Origin of the sequence: Mucilaginibacter sp. 3215 (assembly GCF_050433785.1) — a bacterium.
In the GTDB taxonomy this organism is placed as follows: Bacteria; Bacteroidota; Bacteroidia; order Sphingobacteriales; family Sphingobacteriaceae; genus Mucilaginibacter.
This window is the reverse complement of sequence record NZ_JBNPWO010000009.1, coordinates 120,508-141,187: the sequence shown is the minus strand read 5'-3', so window position 1 is coordinate 141,187 and position 20,680 is coordinate 120,508. Positions and strand designations below refer to the sequence as shown.

Annotated in this window: 12 protein-coding genes; 3 read left to right on the top strand and 9 right to left on the bottom strand. The window is 42.6% G+C overall.

Annotated elements, in window-relative coordinates; all coding sequences use genetic code 11:
• Positions 1-46 precede the first annotated feature (46 nt).
• The gene (locus ABIC84_RS16305) at positions 47-397 is read left to right on the top strand and encodes a nuclear transport factor 2 family protein (protein ID WP_112652862.1); all 351 of its coding nucleotides are present in this window, start codon (positions 47-49) and stop codon (positions 395-397) included.
• 85 nt (positions 398-482) lie between these two features.
• Here the strand turns inward: ABIC84_RS16305 and ABIC84_RS16300 are convergent, their stop codons facing one another.
• Entirely contained in the window at positions 483-2,438 is a 1,956-nt protein-coding gene (locus tag ABIC84_RS16300; protein WP_429264242.1) for a sialate O-acetylesterase, read from the bottom strand.
• A gap of 790 nt (positions 2,439-3,228) precedes the next feature.
• Here ABIC84_RS16300 and katG point away from each other — a divergent pair.
• Positions 3,229-5,505, top strand: a complete 2,277-nt coding sequence (katG, locus tag ABIC84_RS16295) for a catalase/peroxidase HPI (protein ID WP_429264241.1) — start codon at positions 3,229-3,231, stop codon at positions 5,503-5,505.
• A 307-nt stretch (positions 5,506-5,812) separates the two neighbouring features.
• On the opposite strand, the gene fbp is transcribed toward katG, so the two are convergent.
• Entirely contained in the window at positions 5,813-6,859 is a 1,047-nt protein-coding gene (gene fbp, locus ABIC84_RS16290; RefSeq protein WP_429264240.1) for a class 1 fructose-bisphosphatase, read from the bottom strand.
• A gap of 75 nt (positions 6,860-6,934) precedes the next feature.
• Complete coding sequence (gene ppsA, locus ABIC84_RS16285) at positions 6,935-9,388, bottom strand: phosphoenolpyruvate synthase (RefSeq protein ID WP_429264239.1); 2,454 nt, start codon at positions 9,386-9,388, stop codon at positions 6,935-6,937.
• 127 nt (positions 9,389-9,515) lie between these two features.
• Between ppsA and ABIC84_RS16280 the strand changes: the two genes are divergently transcribed.
• Positions 9,516-10,403 carry an AraC family transcriptional regulator gene (locus tag ABIC84_RS16280; RefSeq protein ID WP_429264238.1) on the top strand — a complete coding sequence of 296 codons (888 nt, stop codon included), beginning with the start codon at positions 9,516-9,518 and terminating at the stop codon, positions 10,401-10,403.
• A 78-nt stretch (positions 10,404-10,481) separates the two neighbouring features.
• Here ABIC84_RS16280 and ABIC84_RS16275 read toward each other — a convergent pair whose 3' ends face one another.
• From ABIC84_RS16275 to ABIC84_RS16250, 6 genes are all read right to left on the bottom strand, one after another.
• A complete protein-coding gene (locus ABIC84_RS16275) occupies positions 10,482-12,074 on the bottom strand; it encodes a RagB/SusD family nutrient uptake outer membrane protein (protein WP_429264237.1) in 1,593 nt (530 codons plus the stop codon).
• Positions 12,075-12,094: 20 nt separating this feature from the next.
• Positions 12,095-15,364 carry a SusC/RagA family TonB-linked outer membrane protein gene (locus ABIC84_RS16270; protein WP_429264236.1) on the bottom strand — a complete coding sequence of 1,090 codons (3,270 nt, stop codon included), beginning with the start codon at positions 15,362-15,364 and terminating at the stop codon, positions 12,095-12,097.
• 269 nt (positions 15,365-15,633) lie between these two features.
• The gene (locus tag ABIC84_RS16265; RefSeq protein ID WP_426585540.1) at positions 15,634-16,638 is read right to left on the bottom strand and encodes a FecR family protein; all 1,005 of its coding nucleotides are present in this window, start codon (positions 16,636-16,638) and stop codon (positions 15,634-15,636) included.
• Between the two features lie 343 nt (positions 16,639-16,981).
• A complete protein-coding gene (locus ABIC84_RS16260) occupies positions 16,982-17,578 on the bottom strand; it encodes an RNA polymerase sigma factor (protein WP_426585538.1) in 597 nt (198 codons plus the stop codon).
• A gap of 250 nt (positions 17,579-17,828) precedes the next feature.
• On the bottom strand, positions 17,829-18,698 hold the full coding sequence (locus tag ABIC84_RS16255) for an inositol oxygenase family protein (RefSeq protein WP_426585536.1): 870 nt from the start codon (positions 18,696-18,698) through the stop codon (positions 17,829-17,831).
• 293 nt (positions 18,699-18,991) lie between these two features.
• Positions 18,992-20,521: a glycosyl hydrolase family 28 protein gene (locus ABIC84_RS16250; RefSeq protein WP_429264235.1), complete on the bottom strand. Its 1,530-nt coding sequence runs from the start codon at positions 20,519-20,521 to the stop codon at positions 18,992-18,994.
• Positions 20,522-20,680 lie beyond the last annotated feature (159 nt).

The following is a 20,680-nucleotide window of genomic DNA, read 5'->3' as shown; positions in this document are numbered from 1 at the left end:
ATTGATAGCTATATGTAAATCATTGTCACCTTAAATAATTACTCCTATGACAACAGAAGCAGGTGCAACAGTTGGCAGCGCCAATGACGTGGTGCTTTCCTTCATAAAAGCATTAAACGAAGAAAATTTTGCAGAGGCCCGCAATTGCGTGGCAGACGACTTGAAATTTGTAGGCGTACTTGGCCAGCGCGACGGTGCCGATGCCTATTTTACTGATATGCAGCACATGAAGCTAAAATATGATATTAAACGTGTGTTTAGCGATGGCGATGATGTATGTATCTTTTATGATATTGATATGGACCGCGCCACCATATTCAGCTGCGGGTGGTATCATGTGGTTGATGGTAAGATAAACTCCATCAGGGTAATATTTGATCCGAGGCCATTGTTGTAACCTGGCAGGGCGGTTGAAGACTTACGAAGTTTTAACAACTTCGTAAGTCTGGATTTTGGAAGATGATTACGTTGTATTATGTTAATTACTTCCTTTCCCAATTATCCGTACGGAAAGGCGAAGCTGGTAATCCAACGCCATTGTACAACGTACTTACCGGGTTATTGGCCCAGGCGTACCTTACGGCAACGGGATTTGTAACATCCGGGCTGCTCACAATAACCTTATCACCTTTTATAACTGCGGTAGCCCAATGAAACTTCATATCCTCACCGGCTATGGCAAAACCCTGCATATTGTCGCCTCCCTGTGCTTTTAAACCGCCATCGGTATAATTAAAGCTTAATTCAATTTTATCACCATCAATTTTTTGTGATTTGTACATCGGCCCGGAATAGGACTGTTTTTTATGATAGGTTTTATCAAGTGCGACCAATGCCAGCCTGCGGCCCACTTCCTGTTTATTTTTAGGGTGGATATTATCGGCCTCACCAAGGTCAATAGCTACAGCCATGCCGGTGTTAGGCAGTTCAAGTATTTGGGTTTGGGCTTCTCGTAATTCGGCCCAGCCGGAAGGAACAGGTTCCGTATCACGCTTTTGCCAGTTAGCTAACTGCACAAAATAAAACGGAAAATCGCCCTCGTTCCAAATGGTGCGCCAGCCGTTTATCATGCCCTCAAATAATTCTTTATACTGGCCCGACCTGCCTGTATTGGCTTCGCCCTGGTACCAGATAGCACCACGGATAGCCATTGGAGTAAGCGGATTGATCATCGCATTATACAACACAGCCAAACGGTTCGGGTTATTGACAACAGGTATAGATGGCAGGCTTTTTATATTAAAACCTACTTTATAATCCCAATTACCGGCTAAGGAAATCTTTTCACCCGATACTGATGCCAATTGCATCTCATCGGCGCCATACAGACCGCCACCACCACCGCTGTCAAAAACCCGCACAGTAATCACCGACTCCCCGGCCTTTACCTTTGCAGCAGGAATAATGTAATTGCGCGACTGCGTGTAACCGTCCGTAGCACCTATCTTTTCACCGTTAAAAAATGTTATTTCATTATCATCTATTTTACCCAGGCTAATCTTTACATCCTGCCCGGCCCAGGCTGCAGGAATGGTGATCTTTTTACGGAACCAAACAACGCCATCGAAGTCTCCTAAAGCGCCTTTTTCAAAAAACTGGGGTAGCAGCATGCTCCTCCAGCCGGCAGTATCAGGATTAAACGCGTTATTATTGGTATACCCCCAATCGGCAGCGGTGGCAATCTTGTTCCACTCATCCAATTTTTGTGCAAAGGTTGATGGCGTTTCTGTTTTAGCAGATTCCTGCTGCTGTTTGATCTGTGCACTGAAAACCGGGTTATTAGTTAGCGTGTTTTCATCGCTCCAGGCTTCGATCATGGTGCCTCCCCAGTTTGAGCTAATGAGGCCGATGGGAATTTTAACCTGCTTGTTGATCTCCCTGGCAAAAAAATATGCCACTGACGAAAATTCGCCGATAGTTTGAGGCGAGCATACCTGCCAGCCATTATTAGCCACCTTTAAACTGGTTTGCGGGGTAAGGTTTGTTGCCTGAACAACCTGCAACAAACGAATCTCGGGGTAATTGGCATTAGCTATTTCTTCTTTATAATTGTTCACCTGTCCCCAGCCCGCTACCGGCATTTCCATATTCGACTGGCCCGAGCAAATCCACACCTCTCCTATTAGTACATTATTTAAAACCACCGGGTCGCTGCCGTCGGTTATAGTTACCTGGTACGGCCCTCCGTACGATGGCGTCTTGATCTTCGTTTTCCAGTTACCATCAGCATCGGCAATGGTTGTATAGGTTTTGTTGTTCCATGACGACGTAATGGTTACGGTTTTACCCGCATCCGCCTTGCCCCAAACCCGGGCCATGGTTTTTTGCTGTAAAACCATGTTATCGCTAAAAACACCCGGCATTATCACTTTGGCTAACGCGGCGGTATTGAGCATTACGCTTCCGACTAATATGGACAAACACTTTTTAAGGTTCATTAATTTAGGTTTAATACGGTAATTATTGACGAATTGACTGGCCCTAAGTTAAGTGTAACTGACAAATTAAAAAACGTCCTGGCAACATTTAATAAACAAGTCATTTCTGTAAGGCTATGAAAGCAGCATATCAATGGTCAGTAGGGAATTTGCATTTATAAGTTTCGAAGAATAATGGGAGAAAGCGCCTGGATAAAATAAGCTGGCCCGGAAGGAGAATAAACAATGTGTTATCCCTGGCTAACACATTGTTTTTTTTAACTAAAACTGTATTTTACAATAAAAATACTCATTAAAGAACTATCGGGAATATCGTTAGGCAGCATTAAACGCTGCTGCTATGTTTAAATTATACCGTAAATTTTTCAGCAAAAAACATCGTTAAACCAATCAGCCGGACACCGCCGTTAACATCTTCATATTTTAAGAAGACGACTTTGATAGGGTTATTGTTACAGGATGGGATATTTTTTTCAATATTGATAAGTTTAGGGTTGCTGCAAAACTAAACATTTCGTTAATAAAAAGATTAATTAGCATGTAAAAAAGGTGTTTTTTTTACACGCTAATTAACAAAAGATTAAAATTACAATTCCCGGCACATGCAATTTGGCGGATATAACCGCATCTTTTTACCATTTTAAAGCCCGGCCATCTGAACTATGTTATAGCTTTTAGCTATCCGCTTATAGAATTAATTGATTGTGATTGTTGCTATTAACATCCTACTTTTATAAAACTTAATACCTAACGACGGTTTAAGCAGTCTATTCAATTTATAACTATAATTATGGAAAACGGATCAAATGACATCAGTAAATGCCCGTTTCACAACGGTACAATGAAGCACAATGTTGGCGGCGGCGGTACACGCAACCACAATTGGTGGCCTAACCAGCTAAAGCTTAATATCCTTCGGCAGAACTCTTCACTATCAAACCCTATGGATGAAGATTTTAATTATGCTGAAGCCTTTAAAAGCCTCGACCTTGAAGCTGTAAAAAAAGACCTGCACGCGCTTATGACCGACTCGCAGGATTGGTGGCCGGCAGATTTTGGCCATTATGGCGGCTTGTTTATCCGCATGGCCTGGCACAGTGCCGGCACCTATCGCGTAGGTGATGGCCGCGGAGGTGCCGGAGCAGGTTTGCAACGTTTCGCGCCGCTTAACAGCTGGCCCGATAATGTGAGCCTTGATAAGGCCCGCAGGCTGCTTTGGCCTATTAAGCAAAAGTATGGGCGCAAAATTTCATGGGCCGATCTGATGATCCTTACCGGAAACATAGCACTTGAATCAATGGGTTTTAAAACCTTTGGCTTTGCCGGCGGCCGCGAGGATGCCTGGGAAGCAGATGAATCAGTATACTGGGGCTCAGAAACCACCTGGCTGGGCGGTGATATCCGTTATGCACATGGTTCGCCAGGTGTACAGGAAGGGCATGGTGTATTGGTATCAGATGATGACGCAGACGGTTATATTCACACACGCAATCTCGAAAAACCACTCGCCGCCGTGCAAATGGGTCTGATTTATGTAAATCCTGAAGGCCCGGACGGCAACCCCGATCCCATCATGGCTGCTAAAGATATCCGGGACACATTTGGCCGCATGGCCATGAACGATGAGGAAACCGTTGCATTGATAGCAGGCGGCCACACTTTTGGCAAAACCCACGGTGCCGCGTCGGCGGATAATGTTGGCAAGGAGCCTGAAGCGTCTGACATTGGAGCACAGGGTTTTGGCTGGCACAACAGTTATGGCTCGGGCAAAGGTGCTGATACCATAACCAGCGGCCTTGAAGTAACCTGGACTACAACCCCTACCAAATGGAGCAATAACTTTTTCGAAAACCTGTTTGGCTTTGAATGGGAATTAACCAAAAGCCCGGCCGGCGCGCACCAATGGGTTGCTAAAAACGCCGAAGCTATCATCCCTGATGCTTACGATGCTTCGAAAAAGCGTTTACCAACCATGCTTACTACCGATCTGGCGTTAAGGTTTGACCCTGCCTATGAAAAGGTATCAAGGCGTTTCCTGGAAAACCCGGATCAATTTGCTGATGCTTTTGCACGTGCGTGGTATAAATTAACACACCGCGATATGGGGCCACGGGCGCGTTACCTGGGTGCCGATGTGCCTGAAGAAGTGCTGCTTTGGCAAGATCCTATCCCGGCTGCCAATTATGCCCCGATAGTTGAAAGCGACGTTGTTGCTTTAAAGGGGAAAATACTGGCATCGGGCTTAAGTGTAACTGAACTGGTCTCAACAGCATGGGCTTCTGCTTCTACGTTCCGCGGTACGGATAAACGCGGTGGTATAAATGGCGCCCGCATCCGCCTGGCCCCGCAAAGGTACTGGCAGGTAAACAACCCTACGCAATTGCAAAAAGTACTGAGCGTGCTTGAAGGCATCCAAAATGAGTTTAACGGCGCTCAAACCGATGGCAAAAAAGTTTCACTGGCCGATTTGATCGCGCTGGCAGGAAGTACCGCTATTGAAAAAGCTGCTAAAGATGGCGGGCATGCTATCGCCGTTCCGTTCACTCCGGGCCGTACCGATGCTTCGCAGGAGGAAACCGATGTAGAATCCTTTGGCTATCTTGAACCGGCAGCCGATGGCTTCCGCAACTACCGCAGGTCAAAATTTGCGGTATCAACCGAAGAATTGCTGATTGATAAAGCACACCTGCTCACCCTGACAGCTCCTGAATTAACCGTATTGTTGGGCGGTCTGCGTGTATTGAATATTAATTTTGACGGATCAAAACACGGCGTATTCACCGCGCGCGAAGGTGTGCTTAGCAACGATTTTTTTGTAAACCTGCTTGATATGGGCACCGCATGGAAAGCTACGGCTCCCGATAGGGAACTTTACGAAGGCAGTGACCGTGCTACCGGCGCGGTAAAATGGACGGCAACCCGTGCCGACCTTGTGTTTGGCTCCAATGCCGAGCTAAGGGCTATTGCCGAAGTATACGGAAGCGCCGACGGACAAGACAAATTTGTAAAAGATTTTGTAGCTACCTGGACCAAGGTAATAAACCTCGACAGGTTTGATCTGGCTTAATATTAAAGCCAGCGCTGCAAAACAAGTATAGCGTTGGTAAAAAATGGGTATTATGCTGAGCTTGTCGAAGCATGGCGGGTAGGGCCTCTGCGCATCCTTCGATAAACTCAGGATGACAGTCCCTCTACCGCTAATGTCATTTATGAATACACTGTTGGGCTATTATTCACATGTAATACATGTAAAGTAATAGCCCACAGTTTTTTAATTAAAAATCCGGGTAAACTTAAATAGCGCCCCCGCTCCCCCGGTTTGTCTTTAAATCAATTTATAACTTTTAGCGTTGTGCTTTCTGCTTTTAGCTTTCTTATATTAATTCCATATAACTATAGTCAACATTGGTTGTAATTGGCGAAAAGCGCTTCATCATTTCTTCGGCTTTGGTCACCATATTTTTTGAGCCGATGAAGATCCCCGAACGCTGATGAAGTTCTGTAACCTCCAGGTCCAAAATACGTTCGTATCCGTTACTGGCTCTGCCTCCGGCCTGTTCAATAATGAACGCCATGGGGTTACATTCATAAATTAAACGCAGTTTCCCCTTCGGATCGCTTGCGTTGGCCGGGTAAATAAAGATCCCGCCTTTTATCATATTCCGGTGCAGGTCGGCCACCATCGATCCGATATATCTTGCTTTAAACGGCCTGTTTGTTGAAACATCTTCAACCTGGCAATATTTGATATACTTTTTCACACCATCAGGGAAATGAGAATAATAGCCTTCGTTTATAGAATAGATGACGCCATCATCAGGGATTTGCATTTTGGGATGCGAGAGGCAAAACTCACCGAGTGAGGGGTCTAAGGTGAAACCATTCACCCCTTTCCCTGTAGTGTAAACCAACATGGTTGACGAACCATAAATCACATACCCCGCTGCCACCTGCTCCGAGCCCCTTTGCAAAACGTCCTTAATCGACGCCCGCCCGTCTGCTGTTTTTCTTCGGTAAATGGAAAAAATAGAGCCTACACTTACATTTACATCAATGTTAGAAGAGCCATCCAGGGGATCTATCGCTACAATATATTTAGCATTTTTTGAGATCTCACTGTCGATATCAATATATTCATCACTTTCTTCGGATACTACTACACAACATTCGCCGCCGTGCTGTAAGGCCGAAATAAACTGTTCATTGGCAAAAACATCCAGCTTTTTCTGGCTTTCGCCCTGTATGTTTACCGAACCGTTATCGAGGGTCAGATCAGCCAATCCCGCCCTGTTAACTTCCCTGTTAACAACCTTTGCCGCAATCCCAATATCTCTCAGTAGCCTGGAGAGCTCACCTGTGGCGTAAGGAAATTCTGCTTGTTTTTCAATGATAAACTGGCTTAAAGTTTTTACCGCTTTCATATAATAAAGTTTTAAAATTAGTACCGCTACCCCGATTGAGTAGCGGCTTTAGCATTAGTTAATAAATCGTTCATATCAAGCAGATAGGCATAGCCGTTTCGCCTCTTCAATTTCATCCTCTATTTTCTTGATAGCCATTACTGTTTTAAAAAACGAATCGGGCGTAACGGAGATGCTGTCAATACCCTCTTCTACCAAAAACTGGGCGAAATCAGGATAATCAGATGGCCCCTGCCCGCAGATCCCCACCTTCACGCCTCTTTTCTTTGCAGTTTTTATTAACGATGAGATCATGAACTTTACCGCATCATTACGCTCGTTGTATAAGCCCGCCACTAAAGACGAATCACGATCGAGCCCCAGTACAAGCTGGGTAAGGTCATTGGAACCAATTGAAAAACCATCTACATGATCGGCAAACTGTTCGGCCAGGATCACGTTCGACGGAACTTCGGCCATCAGATAAACTTCAAGCCCGTTTTCCCCACGTTTCAGGCCATACTCGTTCATAGTTTCGTATACCAATGAAAGTTCATTCACTGTGCGGCAAAAAGGGATCATCACCACCACATTATCAAGGCCCATCATCTCTCGTACCTTCTTAATAGCTTTACACTCCATCCCAAAGGCATCTTTATATACTTTAGAATAGTACCTGGATGCTCCTCTCCAACCGATCATTGGATTTTCCTCATTCGGTTCGAAATACTTGCCGCCCGGCATATTGTAGTATTCATTGGTTTTAAAATCCGAGAAACGTACAATTACTTTATTGGGATAAAATGCAGCGGCTATCTTGGCTACTCCATACGATAATTTTTCAATGAAAAATGCCTCTTCACTATCATAACCCAGCATAGCCTCCTCAATATGCGCTGTTAATGAGGCATCATTCAGGTTCCTGTGCTCGAGGAGGGCTAATGGGTGAATTTTTATGTAGTTATTGATGATAAATTCTTCCCTGGCAAGGCCCACGCCCTTTCCGGGATAATGCGCATATTGAAATGCAATTTCGGGCGATCCGATATTCATCATTAGCGGTGTTTCAATTTCAGGCAAATCGTTAAGATCATGCTCCCGTTTAGTAAATGCCACTGTGCCACTGTATATAATTCCGGCGTCGCCTTCAGCACAGGAGGCGGTTATTTCATCACCGTTTTTCAGGATTGCAGTTGCACATTCGCAGCCAACTATTGCCGGAACGCCCAATTCGCGGGCAACAATGGCGGCATGGCAGGTCCGGCCGCCTTTATTGGTAATGATAGCCGATGCTTTTTTCATTATCGGTTCCCAGTCAGGGTCGGTCATATCGGTCACCATGATATCGCCGGGTAAAAAGTTAATTTCGTGGATATTTTGCTTACCAATACCGGAGAGATTATGTACCCTTCCGGTCGCAATTTTATCACCAACAGCGATCCCTTTCAGCAGGATCCTGTCTGCTCTGTCCGGGTCATTAATGCGAAATTCGGCAAGCAGGTTTACTTGCTTGCGAGAGTGAATAGTTTCGGGCCTGGCCTGTACTATAAACAATCTGCCGGTAATCCCATCTACCGCCCATTCAATATCCATGGGGCACCATTTGTCTTTCAATTTGGTGTAATAGGCTTCAATAACAATTACCCAGTTGCTTAACTGAATGATCTGATCGTCAGAAAGGCAAAACCTTGAACTTTCCTCAACAGGAGTATCAATGATTTTTACGGAGGCTTCTCCCGGGTTTCCGTAAATCATTTTTTTATGCTTTTTGCCTAACTTTTTTTCAAGGATGGGCCGGAAACCACTTTTCAACAATGGCTTGTAAACGATAAATTCGTCAGGGTTAATTGATCCCTGCACCACCATTTCTCCTAAGCCGTATGATCCGTTAATAATCACTGCATCTTTAAAACCGCTTTCTGTATCTAATGAAAATGCAACCCCCGAAACGCCTTTATCTGAGCGCACCATTTTTTGAACACAAACAGAAAGGCCGACATTAAAGTGATCATAATTAAATGATTCCCGGTAGCTGATTGCCCTGTCGGTAAATAATGAGGCAAAGCAATTCTTTATCGCTGTTAACAAACTTGCTTCTCCGCTTATATTTAAATAGGTATCCTGCTGGCCTGCAAATGATGCATCGGGCAGGTCTTCAGCAGTAGCCGATGAGCGGACTGCAACGTCGGCTGCATTATCTGCATATTGGATCAGCAGATCCTTATAAGCTTCAAGGATCTCATTCTGCATAACAACAGAAAACCGGCCGTTTTGTATAAGCTTTCGTATTTTACTGCCACAGGATAACAGAACCTGCAAGTTGGACAGGTCTTTATCCTCAAGGATATCCCTGATCATTTTATCAAGCTGATTATCTGCAATGAACTGGTAATAGGCCTTACTTGTTATGATAAACCCGTCAGGAATATCAATTCCAAATTGAGAGATGTTCTGCATCATTTCTCCAAGCGATGCATTTTTACCTCCTACTAATTCAATGTCACTTATCGAAGCTTCAATAAGTTTCATAGTAAACTTCTTTTCCTTCATGGCTTAAATTTTATAAAACGAAGTTAGCCGCTTAACAAACTGCCCAATGCTTAAATATTCACAACAAGTAATACTATATTCATAATATATTGTCTATTTTTAACTTTTTATATCACTATTGTATAAAATGAAAGATTTCTTCGAGCAGGTCCTGAAAGTCGACAATTCAGCTTTTACAATAGCCGAAGCAAAAACCTACCATGCTATCAATAACTTCCATAACCATCCCGAGCTCGAACTTATTTATATTATAAGTGGCGAAGGCACTTTTTCGATAGGAAATACTTCAAAAAGAATTTCAGGGGATACCATGATCATGATAGGCTGCAACGTGCCCCACATGTTCAAATTTGAAACTAACCGTTATTATGATTACTCCATGAAAAGCGGTAAAACTCCCAAACCGCTGCAACTGCTTACCCTTCATTTTGATCCGAATAAATTAGGGAGCACCTTCATGATGCTGCCCGAAAACAGCCTCCTGAACAACCTTTTAAACAGTGCTAAGAATGGCTTGCTGATCAATAGTAATTCAAAGGCCCTGGCGATTGACTTTATCCGGCAAATAGAAGGTTCGGCGAAGTATGAACAACTTCCGTTATTGCTGCAACTGTTAAATAAAATTGCTGAGGGCGAACAGCTCTCAAACCTGGCTGCTGAAACTGAAAAGAAGATCTTCAACAGAATAGATGAAGTGCGATTGACAAAAATCTACCTGTATACTATGGACAATTTTTATAAAGACATTAAACTTAAAGATATAGCAAACATCATACATATGGTACCGAAGGCATTTTGCCACTATTTTAAATTGCGTACCGGCCAAACCTACTTTGATTTTTTACTGACGGTAAGAATAGAAAACGCCTGTAAACTGATTAGGGAGACCAATGAAAATATAAATTCAATCAGCCGCGATTCGGGGTTTAACAATCTTTCAAATTTTAACAGGTATTTTAAATTAGCTACCGGGAGCACACCAATGGAATACCGGAGAAAATTCAGGGAGTTTTAAGATCATTAAAGCTCTTCTAAAAAAAACAAATGCAGGCTTTTTAGGGCCTGCGTTTGTTAAATAAATAATAGAACTAAATTAATAACCCGGATTTTGTACCAGTTTCGGGTTCAACTGCATTTCCGGTCTTGGAATCGGGAAAATACGTTTATTGGGATTAGCGTCTGTTTTTATGCCCCATGGCTTTTCAAACTGACCAAAGCGGATCAGGTCATTACGCCTCCACATTTCCATAGAGAACTCGCGGCCGCGCTCATCCAATATATCTGATAGTGTTACAGCAGCTAAAGGCGAGGCTTTTGCACGCGCTCTCACCTGGTTAACCAATGACAAAGGCGAATCGCCATTGGTTGCTGATGCGCCGCGTAAAATAGCCTCGGCTTTTTCAAGCAAAATATCAGCATACCTGAACATAGGCACATCATTGCCCTGGTTACGATCGGTGTTCAGGCTGTCCGGATAAAATTTATTATTCCTGTAACCTTCTTCATTGGCGAGTTCGTCGTTACCAATATCAAACGTTGCCGGGTTTTTCCACACAATATCGGGTGTAAACTCCAACTGGTGTACTACCGTAGCATTTGGGTTTGGTCCGGAATAACTTGCGTCCAATCCTATATTAGTTGTTGTGATTAATATTGGTGAGCCATCATTATTGTACTGCTTGCCAACTAAAAATTGTTTTTTGCGGATATCATTCGCATCGTTAAACAAAGCATAATATTCTTTGTAAGTATACACAGGCCCATCTGGTGTATATGGCATCTTATACTTATTTTTCAGGTTAGGATTCAATGTCCAGCGCGAATAATACTGACCCTGCGCCAATACACCGTCATAAGGTATGGCAAAAATAAAGTCCTTAATACCCGGGCCGTTATTGGGCTTAAACATGCCTAAATAATCTGCATCTAAACCATATTGACCGCTTTTTATAACGTTATCGCACATGGTAACAGCGTCCTGGTACCTTGGTGTGCCAATATAATATTGCGCGTTAAGGTACATTTTTGCAAGTATGGCATACGCCAAACCTTTGGTCGGCCTGCCATAGGTGGTTACCCCTGCTGTCCCGCTCAGATCAGGAATCTGGGCAAGCAGTTCACTTTCAATAAATGCAAACACTGCTGCCCTTGGCTGGGTGCCCAGGTTGGTAGTATCGCCAAAAGTTTTGCTGATAGGCACGTTACCAAACAGGTCCATCAGATAAAAGTACGACAGGGCACGCATGGTCTTAATTTCGGCAATAGTTTGCTTTTTTGCATCGCTCTCGGGCGTAGGTGCCAATAACGACAGTACCTGGTTGCATAAACTAATGGTTCCGTAACCTCCCGACCAGCATGTTTCGGTCATGCCGTTATCAGGCGTAACAGTGTGCAGGTTTACAGTTGAATATGTGCCTCCATCAAGCCAGTTTCCGCCACGTGCAACAAGTACACATTCATCGGTACTTAAGTTTTGCAGCAGCCAGTATTGCCTGCCCGGCGCCCCGCGAAATGAGGTATAGATAGGCCCGGTAGCAGCTACATACTGCGCGGGTGTAGTAGGGAAGTTAGCTGTTGTAAGCGCCGATTTTGGCGTAATATCCAATTTTGTACAACCCGAAAGGTAAATTGCTCCTATAAACATGGCAATGAGGCCAGGTTTTATATATCTTTTTAAATTATTCATGTCTGTTAGGTTAAAATCTATTATAAATCAACTTGTACGCCGGCAAGGAAGCTCCTTGTTTTTGGATAAAAATTATTGCTGTCTACCCCGATAAACTGGCCGCTTGCCTGGTTATCGATGTTTAAGTTCAATTCAGGGTCCACGCCTTTGTATTTGGTGATGATGAATAAATTGGTACCGGTAACATACAACCGGATGCCATGTACATAATTGCCCGCTACATTTATTTTATATGCCAGTGTAGCATTACTTAACCTGATAAAGGCACCGCTTTCAAGATAACGTGTTGAATATAAATTGGCATTAACATCGGTTCCTGGCTCGCTTAATGTTAAAGCAGGCACACCATGCGCCGAAGCCTGCGTTGGTTGGTTAAAGCTGGCCAATGATGCATTCATGATCTTGTTACCGCCCTGCCCCCTGAAAAAGAAATTAAGGCTAAAGTTTTTGTAAGTAAAATCATTACCAAAACCGAATGTGTATGTCGGCTGGGCATTGCCCGCATAAGTTTGATCTGTACTTTGAGGCGTTGTTGTTGGCTGACCATTAGCACCCATAAAGGTAGATACGCCATTAGTACGGCCAAGATATTTCAAGGTATAAAATTCGCCAAGCGGATAACCGGCTTCAATTATTGATACCTTGATACCACTTTGTCCGGGACCTTCCGGATCGCCTGCATATATTTTTGAAAGATTTGGCGCCAGTGCGGTGATCTTATTTCTATTAAATGAAATATTGCCGTAGCTACTCCAGGTAAAATCTTTTGTTTTTATTGGTGTTCCGTTAAGGGCTATCTCCACACCCTTGTTAGTCATATTGCCTACGTTTTCAACCGTTGTACCCACAAAGTTGTTAATAAGCGATACCGGCACCGGGGTGATCATTTTAGATGTTTTTTTATTGTAGATATCAACCGACCCGCCCAAACGTCCTTTAAATAACGAGAAATCAACACCGCCGTTCAGTGTAGCTGTACTTTCCCACTGTAAATTTGGGTTAGGGTTTTGGGTTACACCAATTGCACCAATATAAGCACCATTGTAATAAAAGCTACCTGTAGTGCCATAAATCGTTAAAGGCGTATATGGAGAAAACCCTAATGAATTACCGGTTTTACCATATCCAACCCGCAATTTTAAATCATCAAACAGGGATTGAGATTTCATAAAACCCTCGTCAATTACACGCCATGCAGCCGAAGCAGCAGGGAAATAACCCCAGCGCTTATTGGGACCAAACGCGTTTGAACCATCACGGCGTAAAGATGCCTGTAACAGGTATTTGCCCGCATAACTGTAATTAAGACGAGAGTAGAAAGATATTAAACGTAAAGTTTCAACATTAACATTGCCGTAATCAACGCGATAACCTGCAGCAGGCGTGCCCAGCCCCAGGTTATTGGAACCCGTAGCATCCGAAATAAATCCTTGATTGGTTGATTGAAAGCCATTCCCGGTGGTAGTTTGATCTATTGAATAGCCAAACAGGGCTTTAAAATCATGTTTATCGCCCCATTTATGAGCATAGGTCAAATAGTTTTCAAACAACTTTTTGTTATCCTCATAAGTTGAACGGATGGCTTTGCCGTTGAGGCCAGGTGCCAGCTCCGATGCTGAGTTATAGTAAGTATTATTATCGGTATTTGTTTCCTGGTAAGCTAAGTTAAAATTGTAAAGCAGGCCTGCAGGCAGTATCAACTCACCACGTATGTTACCCAATAACAAATTAACTTTTTGCTTGTAGCTATCATTGGTAATAAGCCCTACTGGGTTATAACCCAATTTTAAAGTAGGATCGTTGTAAAAAGTGCCATCGGCATTGTAAATAGTACGGGTAGGTAAATATTGTACTATCGATTTAAACAACCCGGGGCTTTGTCCATTTGCCGATGATAGCGGAATATCATTAACTAACAGGTTAGAATTGGTTACCGAATTACTTAACGAAAAATCCAATTTCAATTTATCATTCAGTGCCTTTTGGGTGATGTTGAGCCTGCCTATAACACGCTTCATATCGCTGCTTTTAACGATACCCTGATTTTGCAGGTAGTTTATGCTTCCGTTATAAGTAGTTTTATCGGTGCCGCCACCAAAAGAAAGGTTATGATTTTGGGAAAAACCGGTGCTGCGCTCAACAGCTTTTTGCCAGTCGGTATTGCCGCCATTATCATTTGCAGGTGTAAAACTTTGTCCGTTGGCTTTTACATAAGCCCTTAACTGATCAGCAGTGGCTACTTTAAACTGGTTAGATACTTTTTCAAATGATCCGTATCCGTTATAAGTCATCCTTAACTGGCCTGCTTTTGCCCTTTTGGTAGTAACAATGATTACGCCATTGGTAGCCCTGGTTCCGTAAATTGCCGCAGCCGAAGCATCTTTCAATACATCTATAGAAGCAATATCTGATGGAGCCAGCAAATTAAAATCGGCGCCGGGCACACCGTCAATTACATAAAAAGGCACAGACGCTGCACCAGCCCTTATTGAAGATGGACCACGCAGTGTTACCGAAGCTTTACCATTAGGGTTACCATCGTTGGTGATATTTAAACCGGCTACTTTACCCTCTAACAGATCAGCAGGAGTTGCAACAACCCCGGCATTAAATTGCTCGGCTTTTACAGTTGCAATAGCGCTGGTCAATTCCTTTTTGGTAGTAGTACCATAACCAATTACTACAACGGTAGATAACGAGTTTGCCGAAGGCAGTAAAATTACTTTTATAGATGTTTGTTTGCCTACGGCTATTTTTTGAGTTTCAAAGCCTATGTAAGAAAACACCAGCACAGCTTTTTCGTTGGCAACCTGCACCCTGAATTTACCATCTATATCGGTTACCGCACCTGTCGCAAGGCCTTCTATTTTAACAGAAACACCTATTAAGAGCTGCCCTTTATCATCAACAACAGATCCGGTAACAATAACAGGCGGTGGGAGCTCGATCTTCTTCTCTACCGGTGGCTTTGGCGCGGGTTTAACCAGCAAACTTCCTTCAACCTCGGTATAAGTAAACTGGTTATCCAATAAAACTTTTTTCAAAACAGCCTGCAGCTTTTCGTTATGAGCTGTAAGGGTTACTTTGACATCGCTTTCAATGTTATTCCCTGTGTACATGATCCGTACGCCGGTACTGGCGGAAATCCGCTCCAGTGCATCAGCAAGAGGGGTATTTTTTAATTTAACGGTAACTGGCTTTTCCAGCACGCTTTGTCCGTATGAATTATCAGCCATGGCAATGGTTGACAGGGAACAGACTACTAATAAAATGATCGCATTAATTTTCATAACAAATGTTATGGCTCGAAAGACTCTTTCGGGTATGTTTATTTTCATATTTTTGCTATATTAAAGTGTTATAGGTCAAGCTGGAACGTGCTGCGGTTGTGAGAGGCCCTGTGCATGGTCCATTAAAAAATCTTTACATTTTATTCCTCCAAAACTGGCCCGGCCATTTTGGAGGATCATTTTCTCTTTCCTTGGTTTAACTCATAGCAATTTCATTTTTTTAGGTTGTCAAACATTTATTTGTTTTTATAATTGGTTTATCAGGTACATTAATTACAGCCTTTGCCCTTTAACGTATAAGCATCGCCTGCCTTTTTAAAATGGGCATTTATAAGGGCCTCCGTCAGCTTCAATACTTTTTCTAACGGCATATTGTTAAAATCGGCGTATAACGTGCAGTTCAGTAAATTTTTGTCGGCCCTGATTGTTACATTATATTTTCGCTGCACATCGGCCAAAACATCAAATAAAGGGGTGTTATGGTATTGCAGCTTGCCCTGCTGCCAGCTGATCACTGACGAAGCATCCTCAATTTTTTCGGTAATCAGTTTTTGGCTGGTTTTATTATATACCATTTGCATATTCGCTGTGAGTAATACAGCTGCATGTTTTGAGATCGTTGGAACAACTCCTACTTTTCCGCTTACCACGGTGATCTTAACCGATTTATCTTCGGTATAAGCTTTAACATTAAAGCTGGTACCTAAAACAGTGGTTTTAATTTTACCCGAGTGAATGACAAACGGTTTGCTGCTATCGTGTGCTACTTTAAAGAAAGCCTCGCCTGTAAGTGTAACATCCCGCGTTTTCTCTTTAAACTTATCCGGGTACTTTAAACTACTGCCGGCATTAAGGCAAATGCTCGTACCATCGGGCAAGGTGATCAGTTTGATTTCGCCATTTAGCGCTACCGTTTCCTGGTAAGTAACAGGGTTCAGCCAGTTATCCAACTGTTTTCTGAAGATATAGCCGGCACTAAAAATAGCGGTTAAAGATGCGGCTACAGCTATGTTTACCAGCAAACGCCAAAGAGGAAACACCTTTCTGGGCGGAGGCTTTATTATACGCTGATGGATATTGTTAAGTATCTGATCAGATGCTTCTCCACTCAAAGAGATCTTCTTTTCCAGTGCATCCTTACTGAAACCTTCAAGCGCTACAAGGTATAATTCTGAAACATCTCCTTGCAGGTATTCGGCAAGCCAGCGCCTGTCCTCAGGAGTTAAATTCTCGGTATTATAAAGCCTTTCTAAGCGTTTGACTATAGTTTCCACAAGCTATTTTTATATAAATACGCCGGGAGCTTTAAAACGGGGGGATGGAATTGCGATTATTTTTTATTTTTTGATCATTGGCGATTTCTGAAATGCAAATAATTACAATATAAACCTGAATGACTATAAAACATGCCACTGCGAGAGGCCGCAAGGTAAACGCGCCCGGGGCGACGTGGCAATCGCATACGATACAGGGCGGCTATGCCTCCGTGCGATTGCGCGCTTCGCAATGACATATTTTTTTAGCTTGTAGTTATAAACTACAAAACCTACTACCCAAAACAAAAAAGCGATAAATGTCCATTTATCGCTTAACAACTATTTAAAAGTAAATAATCTCTTATTGATTTCCCCCTATCCAATAACAAATCAACGTAACCCCTGCGGTTTTCCATTCGGTATGGTGTTCTTTTATGTGGTTTTTAACTGCCACAACCGCATGTCCGAGGTATTCCTTAACAGTATGTTTAGAAAGGTTCAATTTCTCGGCGGCCTCTTCATAGGTTTTCCCTTCCAATTTGCAAAGGGTAAATACCTTTTTTCGCTGCGGCGATAATTGGTTAATAGCCTGTTGTAATAAATAATATTGCTCATCCATTAACTGTACGTCGCCGTTATCGGTTTCCATTTCGGCAAAAGGCATGGCGTTAACAACAGCCGTTTCGCGTATCTTTTTGCGGAGATAGGAGATGGATTTGTTGAAGCTCAATACAAATAACCAGCCACTTACAGATTGATCGGGGTTAATATCAGCCCGTTTTTCCCATAGGGCAACAAAAATATCCTGCAAAATATCCCGGGCACTATCATCGTCTTTAGTGAGTTTGAATATGTTACGATAAATAGCCTGGTGATACTTTTGATAAAGCATATCAAATGCGCCGATGTCATCATCGTGTAAGCGAAACACTAAATCTTTATCTCCATTTGAATCCATAAAAAACTGATAATTATTTATTTATTCTTTAATCAACAGGCAGGAATTATTGTTAAAAGTACAACTATTTTTCAATCAACGAAGCCACGCCATAGCAGCGCCATTAATTATTTATTCAGTAACAGATAGGAGGCTTATCACCTTTTGTAAAGCTTGACCCAGACTATAAACTTATTTTTTATAGCCTGGGCTAAACAGGTAACTGGAATGACCAATATATAAAAACAGGACTAAACTACAGCCCGTTAAATTACAACTTAACTGTCGCGGGCAGGTATTTGGCAATCAAGTCCTCATAATAAGGTTTTAACTCCGATACTACCGGCGGTTTCGGGCTTTTGGAGTACAGATCGTAGGGGTTAAATTTATCAACCCATTTAAACATCTCCTGGTCATGCGCGTTCAATAAATGATCGTAAGCTTTTTCGCGGTGCTGTGAGTAAAAAGAGTGGTAGCGGATCATGTACAACGCTTCTTCGGGTAAATAATCTTTGGTAATGTGATACAGGTACTCATCATGGCCCCATGACATGTGTACGTTATCAAGACCGCACTGATGTGAATATACACCATATTTGGTATTGTAACGCTCATCGTAGCTATCAGGATTTGCGGCAAAAAATTCCGGGTAAACTATCTTATCCGAAAACTTGCAGCCTACCGGGAACGTGTCGCCCACTACATTCCACTGCGGTTCACCAAAAAGACAAAGCACCTTGCCTAAATCATGTATAAAGCCTGTTAATACAAACCAATCCGGATGACCATCGGCACGGATAGCCTCAGATGTTTGCAATAAATGCTGCAGCTGATCAAGCGAGATATCCGGATCTGATTCATCAACCAAGGTGTTCAGGTATTCCATTGCCGACCACCATGGCATCTCCTTTTTATCAAACTGTAAAAAGTTTGCCTTTTTGGCCAATACGTTGCCATAGGTTTGATAAGTATGGTTAAGCCTGTAAAATTCCCTTACCGGGTTATTTTCATCGTCGTTATAAACCCTGAACTCCTCTTTGCCCTTTTCGGTGCCTGGTTCCGGGTACCTGCTCAATACATCATCTTCCCATACATCAAGACTCGGCAATGGCGAGATCTCTTTTTCAGTTAACTTTTCCATATTGTAAACCTTTTATTAAATATTAAGCACCTTGATATTTATTGCGCTCCCAAACCAAATACCACAGAAAAATCCAATTAATTATTGCGGCTTTAAATTTTACTGGAGCTGCAATCCAATGCTCCGTTTAGTTTTATAATGATTAAATTTTGATAAAAAAAACGGTCCTTTTATATTAACTGCAATATTTATTTACGTAAACGATTAAGTTACACTAACGTTAAAAGCTGCACGCACAACGCTAAAAGCCCTTAAATTGATTTAGCAAGGCTGATTCCTGATGTGAAATGAAATTACCTCTTAAGGATCTTATTTTTACTCGTTCCGGGAATCTGAATGCCTTTAACCGAAGATTTGCTTACCCCGTTAAACACAATCACCGGCAGTGATTTAACCTGCGGTATTTTGAGGCCATTAATAGTCAACCTATCCACATCATCAAACACACCGGCAGCCCTGAAATCATTCCCCAGGCAGCTAAGAGTTACATCTTTAAAAGTTACCCCTTCCGCATGCCGTGCGTAAAAACCCCAGGCCGGCAGTTCGCCAAACATTGAAAACTCGGGGTAATCATGCGGGTTTTCGGGAATCTTTGTTAACGAATCAAGGCTGACATATGCTACAGCTTTGCTGGCATCGCCGTGGTACACTATCTTAATATTTTCGAGTATTACATTTTTAACCGGGTGCCCGGGCAAACCTGCAATTGACGAAGGAAAGGTATTATGGTTTCCTTTAACTAAAGGCCCTTCCATGGGATAACCTTTATCGGGTTTACCTTTCGGTACATCTACAGTTACATTACTGATGCGGATACCATTGATGCGGCTTACTACAGTGTCTTTATTACGATGACCAAGACGGATAAAAATGGCATTGCCAGTATTTACCGCATTGATATTACTGATATCAATATCTTCCATCACGCCACCATCAACACACTCCAAAGCAATGGCCGACCGGTAGGTATCGTAAATTTTCACATTCTTTATCGTTATCTTTTTAAAACCTCCACGCGAAGCCGTGCCAAATTTGATGCCGCTGGCACTTGACCTGGCGGTACAGTTTGCCACATAGATATTTTCACAGCTACTATTCCTGTCGCTCGATTTTAGGCAGATGCCATCATCATCGGCATTAAAAAAACTATTGGTAAGCTTTACGTTTTGGCAATCAACCAAATCAATACCGTCGTTATTCCAATAAGTATTGCTTTCTACTTTTATGCTGTCAATAACCAGGTCGCGGCATTTGGTATAATCCTGTACCCACACCAGGCCGTTTTTCATGGTTACACCTTTTATCTGCACATCGGTGCAATTGGAAAAATGGATCAGTTTAGGGCGATTAGGTTCCTCGGGCTGAGTTTGGCCCCATGGGTTTTGCTTTTGCCATAACGAATCCCTTAATTTACCCGCTTTCAGCATCGCAAAAAGGTCTTTCAGCAATTCTTCTCCATTTCCATCAATGGTGCCTTTACCTGTTATGGCAATATGCTGCAGGTTATTGGCGGCTATCAATGGCGCTGCATGGCCTTCGCCATAATCAATTCTTTTTGCGCTGCCCAGCAATACAGCATTTTTGGCAAGGTTAAGAGTAACATTTGATTTTAGGCTGATAGCAGCCGTTAAGAACTTTCCGGCAGGCACGTATACAGTACCGCCTCCCTGTGCGCTTGCATTATCAATAGCTTTTTGAATACTCACAGTGTTATTGGTAATGCCATCGGCTTTAGCGCCATAATCGGTAATGTTAAATACTTTTTGCTGCGCATAACCGGCAAATGGCGTTATAAGCAGCGTTAAAAAATGAAGGATTTTCATTATTAGTTATAATTAAAAGAAAAATTCACGCAGGTTTATCGCTTATTGAGTTTACGAACAATGAAGCGTTTAATTGTACATTAAACACCTAAACTATTAAACTTTCAATTTAATTAACGGTGGCGGTGTACTTTTATTTACGTAAACGTTTACGTAAAA